Source organism: Proteus hauseri ATCC 700826, from assembly GCF_001654965.1.
GTDB classification, from domain to species: Bacteria; Pseudomonadota; Gammaproteobacteria; order Enterobacterales; family Enterobacteriaceae; genus Proteus; species Proteus hauseri.
This window is the reverse complement of the sequence record NZ_LXEV01000009.1, coordinates 1-4,453: the sequence shown is the minus strand read 5'-3', so window position 1 is coordinate 4,453 and position 4,453 is coordinate 1. Positions and strand designations below refer to the sequence as shown.

3 protein-coding genes, 5 tRNA genes and 1 rRNA gene are annotated in these 4,453 nt (G+C 36.6%); 1 reads left to right on the top strand and 8 read right to left on the bottom strand.

Annotated features, from left to right (window positions below; genetic code table 11):
• Window positions 1-125: 125 nt before the first annotated feature.
• From M997_RS02265 to M997_RS02250, 4 genes are all read right to left on the bottom strand, one after another.
• Window positions 126-201: transfer RNA gene (locus M997_RS02265), tRNA-Thr, on the bottom strand.
• Between the two features lie 5 nt (window positions 202-206).
• Window positions 207-281: transfer RNA gene (locus M997_RS02260), tRNA-Gly, on the bottom strand.
• An 82-nt stretch (window positions 282-363) separates the two neighbouring features.
• Window positions 364-448, bottom strand: a tRNA-Tyr gene (locus M997_RS02255).
• A gap of 13 nt (window positions 449-461) precedes the next feature.
• Window positions 462-537, bottom strand: a tRNA-Thr gene (locus M997_RS02250).
• Between the two features lie 426 nt (window positions 538-963).
• Between M997_RS02250 and coaA the strand changes: the two genes are divergently transcribed.
• Complete coding sequence (gene coaA / locus M997_RS02245) at window positions 964-1,911, top strand: type I pantothenate kinase (protein WP_064718502.1); 948 nt, start codon at window positions 964-966, stop codon at window positions 1,909-1,911.
• A 105-nt stretch (window positions 1,912-2,016) separates the two neighbouring features.
• On the opposite strand, the gene birA is transcribed toward coaA, so the two are convergent.
• The 4 genes from birA to M997_RS02225 all read right to left on the bottom strand — a co-directional run bounded on the left by birA (window position 2,017) and on the right by M997_RS02225 (window position 4,414).
• Entirely contained in the window at window positions 2,017-2,979 is a 963-nt protein-coding gene (gene birA / locus M997_RS02240) for a bifunctional biotin--[acetyl-CoA-carboxylase] ligase/biotin operon repressor BirA (protein WP_064718501.1), read from the bottom strand.
• Window positions 2,976-4,010, bottom strand: a complete 1,035-nt coding sequence (gene murB, locus M997_RS02235; protein WP_064718500.1) for a UDP-N-acetylmuramate dehydrogenase — start codon at window positions 4,008-4,010, stop codon at window positions 2,976-2,978. The genes birA and murB overlap by 4 nt, the downstream gene beginning before the upstream one ends.
• A gap of 163 nt (window positions 4,011-4,173) precedes the next feature.
• Window positions 4,174-4,289: ribosomal RNA gene (gene rrf / locus M997_RS02230) — 5S ribosomal RNA — on the bottom strand.
• Window positions 4,290-4,338: 49 nt separating this feature from the next.
• A tRNA-Thr gene (locus tag M997_RS02225) sits at window positions 4,339-4,414 on the bottom strand.
• Window positions 4,415-4,453: the final 39 nt, after the last annotated feature.

Below are 4,453 nucleotides of genomic sequence, written 5' to 3'. Positions count from 1 at the left end.
TTTAAATTGTCCCTCTAAGACACGGAATCGGTGGTTACACCACATCAACCAAGCAGTAATATAAAATTAGCTAGTCGCTATTGCTTGTTAAGATTTTTTATCAGGAAGGCAAGAACATGAAGGAATGGTGCTGATAGGCAGATTCGAACTGCCGACCTCACCCTTACCAAGGGTGCGCTCTACCAACTGAGCTATATCAGCACATCTGGAGCGGGCAGCGGGAATCGAACCCGCATCATCAGCTTGGAAGGCTGAGGTAATAGCCATTATACGATGCCCGCAGAACTCGGCTACCTGACTTAAAATCAGCTTTGTATTCTACTCAAGTGTTTAGTATTTGAAAACACTTAAGTTAGGAATTAATGGTGGTGGGAGAAGGATTCGAACCTTCGAAGTCTGTGACGGCAGATTTACAGTCTGCTCCCTTTGGCCGCTTGGGTATCCCACCAACTAAATTTTTATGGTGCCGGCACCAAGAGTCGAACTCGGGACCTACTGATTACAAGTCAGTTGCTCTACCAACTGAGCTATGCCGGCTAAGTGGTGCGCATTCTAGGAGGAGTTTCATCATGATGCAACAAAAAAATTGCGATATTTGTTCTTTTGCTTAGATTTTGTTCGCTTTTGCATGGATTGTTGATTTTTTAGGAAAAAAACGACCAAAATGACAGCACTATGAACAAGACAGATTAAGATTTAAATCTGTTTTACTTTCTCATTTTTTTTCATCGATAAATGTTTTTTTGAAAACACTTAATTATTCTACGCTAAAAAATAAATTTTATGCCTATTTTTTGTACTTTTTTTATAAATTTATTCAGTTCGCGTCAAAAAAAGCATAAAAAAATTAAAAAATATCTACGCCTAAGAGACTTCACTCGCTATGATGCTGTTTATTTTTTATCGGATACGGGTGTTTTAAACAGCCTGTCCAACCTGCGAATATTAGGCAGATGTTGGCTTATGAATAACAAAGAACGCTTTATAACCCCTTATTTAGAATTTGACAGAAAGCAGTGGGCAACGTTAAGAGATTCAGTTCCTTTAACGCTAACAGAAAAAGAAATAGCGGATCTTAAAGGGATTAATGAAGAAATCTCTATTGATGATGTTATTGAAATTTATCTTCCATTATCTAGGTTGCTAAACTTTTACATTAGCTCAAATTTGCGCCGTCAAGCTGTCTTAGAGCAGTTTCTTGGTACTAATAGTGCAAAAATACCTTATATCATCGGTATAGCAGGTAGTGTTGCTGTGGGCAAAAGCACAACAGCTCGCTTACTCCAGGCGCTTTTAACACGCTGGCCTGAACATCGTAAGGTTGATTTAATTACAACTGATGGATTTTTATTGCCCAATGCTGAATTAAAGAAACGCGGAATAATGAAGAAAAAAGGATTCCCTGAATCCTATGATATGCATAGTCTTGTTTCTTTTGTTTCAGATATTAAATCAGGCAAAAAACAGGTTACAGCACCCGTTTATTCTCACCTAGTTTATGACATTCTTCCTGATAAAAAACAGGTTATTGAACAGCCTGATATTTTAATTCTTGAAGGACTTAATGTATTACAGAGTAATCAAGATTATCCTCATGATCCACATAATGTCTTTGTATCAGACTATGTCGATTTTTCAATTTATGTTGATGCAGATGAAGAATTATTAAAGCATTGGTATATCAGTCGCTTTTTAAAATTTAGAGAAGGTGCATTTACTGATCCTGAATCGTATTTTAATAATTACTCTAAATTAAGCAAAGAAGAATCTATTGAAATTGCCACTTCGATTTGGCAAGAAATTAACGGCCTTAATCTTAAAGAAAATATTTTGCCAACAAAAGAAAGAGCAAGTTTGATCATGACTAAGGGTGATAATCATACTATTACCAACGTTCGATTACGTAAATAATATTTATCAATTATTACGAATATATTAAAATAAATTTTAACCTGTCAGATAAAAAAATAGCTATGCCTTCTTTTAAGTGCATAGCTATTTCAATGAAGTAAAAAATTACCGTATACCACGAAGCGATATTTCGCCGCCAATATAGGGGATAATTTGATTATCTTGCTCTAAAAGAAGTGCACCCTGCTCATTAATTCCTTTTGCAATACCAAAAATTTCCTTTTCACCAATAATAAGCTTAACCTTTCTATTCATAAAATTATCTAAACTTTTCCAGCGTTCAATAAATACTGAAAGCCCTTGTTTTTCAAATTGAACAAATGCCTCTCTTAACGCATTAGTAATTTCACAAGCAAGATTATTTCTATCAATTTTTATTCCAACTTGCTCTAAATTAACCCACTGTTGATTGATAGCTTCATTTTGATTTTTGCTCATAGAAATATTGATACCAATACCCGTGACAATATGAGCAACATCACCAGTTTTTCCCGTTAATTCAACAAGAATACCCGAAAGTTTTTTATCATTTAAATAGAGATCATTAGGCCATTTTACTTTAACGCCATCTGCTCCGAGCTTTTTCAATACTTCGGCTAAAATAACACCAACAACTAAGCTTAACCCTATTGCCGCAGCAGGTCCCTGTTCAAGCTTCCAATACATACTTAAATATAAGTTTCGGCCAAAAGGAGAGATCCACTGACGCCCTCTTCTTCCACGACCTGCAGATTGATATTCAGCAATACAGACATCACCTGACTTTAACTCCGCAATACGTTGAATTAAATATTGGTTAGTAGAATCAATAACAGGAATGACCTGAGCAGGATTACCTTTAATATTTTGATTAACTCTATCATTGTTCAGCAAATTCATAGGTGCATCTAATTGATACCCCTTTCCTGCAACAGTTTGGATTTCTATTCCCCAACCACGCAACGTTTGAATATGTTTATTAATGCCAGCTCGAGACATTCCTAAATATTCACCCAGTTGCTCACCAGAGTGGATCTGTCCATCAGCAAGTATTTCAATTAATAATAAAGGAGTTGGTATATCTTTCATGAAATTGCATCCACAGCATTGATTTCACCATATTGACCAATAAAGCGAACTTCTGGTTCTAATTGCACACCAAAGCGTTCAGATACCTTTTGACGAATATAGGCTGCCAACTTGACGATATCCTCTCCACTTGCAGTACCCGTGGTATTAATAAGAACTAATGCTTGTTTAAGATGAACAGAAGCGCCACCTAATTGAAAGCCTTTTAAACCACATTGATCAATAAGCCAGCCTGCTGCCAGTTTAACGCCATTAGATTGCACATACTGAGGACAAAATGGGAATTCATTTTTTAAATGTTGAGCGGTACGTATATCAACAACAGGATTTTTGAAAAAACTACCTGCATTACCTGTTACTGCTGGATTGGGTAATTTACTTGTACGCATTAGGCATACTGATTCAAATACCTCTCTAGGTGTGACTGTTTCTGGCGGTAATTTAACCAAATCACCATAAGTCAAAATAGGTTCCCATTTTTTACTTAGTAAAAAACCGACTGAAATAATAGCGAAGCCTTGTTGGTAATGATGTTTGAAGATGCTATCACGGTAACCAAATTGGCACTCTTTATTGGTTAATCGGCTAATATTACCAGTACTTAATTCAACAATATCAACATAAGCACAAACATCTTTTAGCTCTTTGCCATATGCCCCAATATTCTGGATTGGAGCAGAACCAACATTGCCAGGGATCAATGCTAAGTTTTCTAACCCGTAAATATTCTTTTCTAATAAAAATTCAATAAGTTCATGCCAATTTTCGCCAGCTCCAGCATGAATATACCAATATTGTTCATCTTCAGTAATTTCAATGCCAGAAATACAATTACGAATAACAATACCATTGAAATCTTCAATGAACAGAACATTACTACCACTGCCTAAAATAAGCGTTGGTAATTTTTGATCCTGGGCATTTAGCCAATATGTACAGAGCTCATCTTTATTATTTGCAGTTTCTATTTGGTAAGCTTTTGCTCTCAAACCAAATGTATTAAATGCTTGCAATGAAACCGATTCTTTCATGAAAGTCTACCTCATTTAGCTGATGGCTTAGTTTAACAGCCAACTATCATTGAGGATAGCAAAGTGATAAGTGATTAGAGATAAGCTGTTATATCGCTATTTAAGCAATACTATAAACGCAAAAAAGCCAACCCAGTGGGTTGGCTTTCTCGTCTTATTTAATGCCTGGCAGTTCCCTACTCTCACATGGGGAGACCCCACACTACCATCGGCGCTACAACGTTTCACTTCTGAGTTCGGCATGGGATCAGGTGGGACCGCTGCGCTATGGCCGCCAAGCAAATTCTGTATCTATAACTATCTGTTTATGTAGTTATATAAATTCTTATGGTGCTGATACCCAGATTCGAACTGGGGACCTCACCCTTACCAAGGGTGTGCTCTACCAACTGAGCCATATCAGCAACTAGTGGCTTATTGTCACCGGCTGACACAGCCTAAAA

What these genes read in the sequence shown, in the direction of transcription:
- coaA (WP_064718502.1), top strand. Translation starts at nt 964, where the DNA reads ATGAATAACAAAGAACGCTTTATAACCCCTTATTTAGAATTTGACAGA.
- birA (WP_064718501.1), bottom strand. Translation starts at nt 2,979, where the DNA reads ATGAAAGATATACCAACTCCTTTATTATTAATTGAAATACTTGCTGAT.
- murB (WP_064718500.1), bottom strand. Translation starts at nt 4,010, where the DNA reads ATGAAAGAATCGGTTTCATTGCAAGCATTTAATACATTTGGTTTGAGA.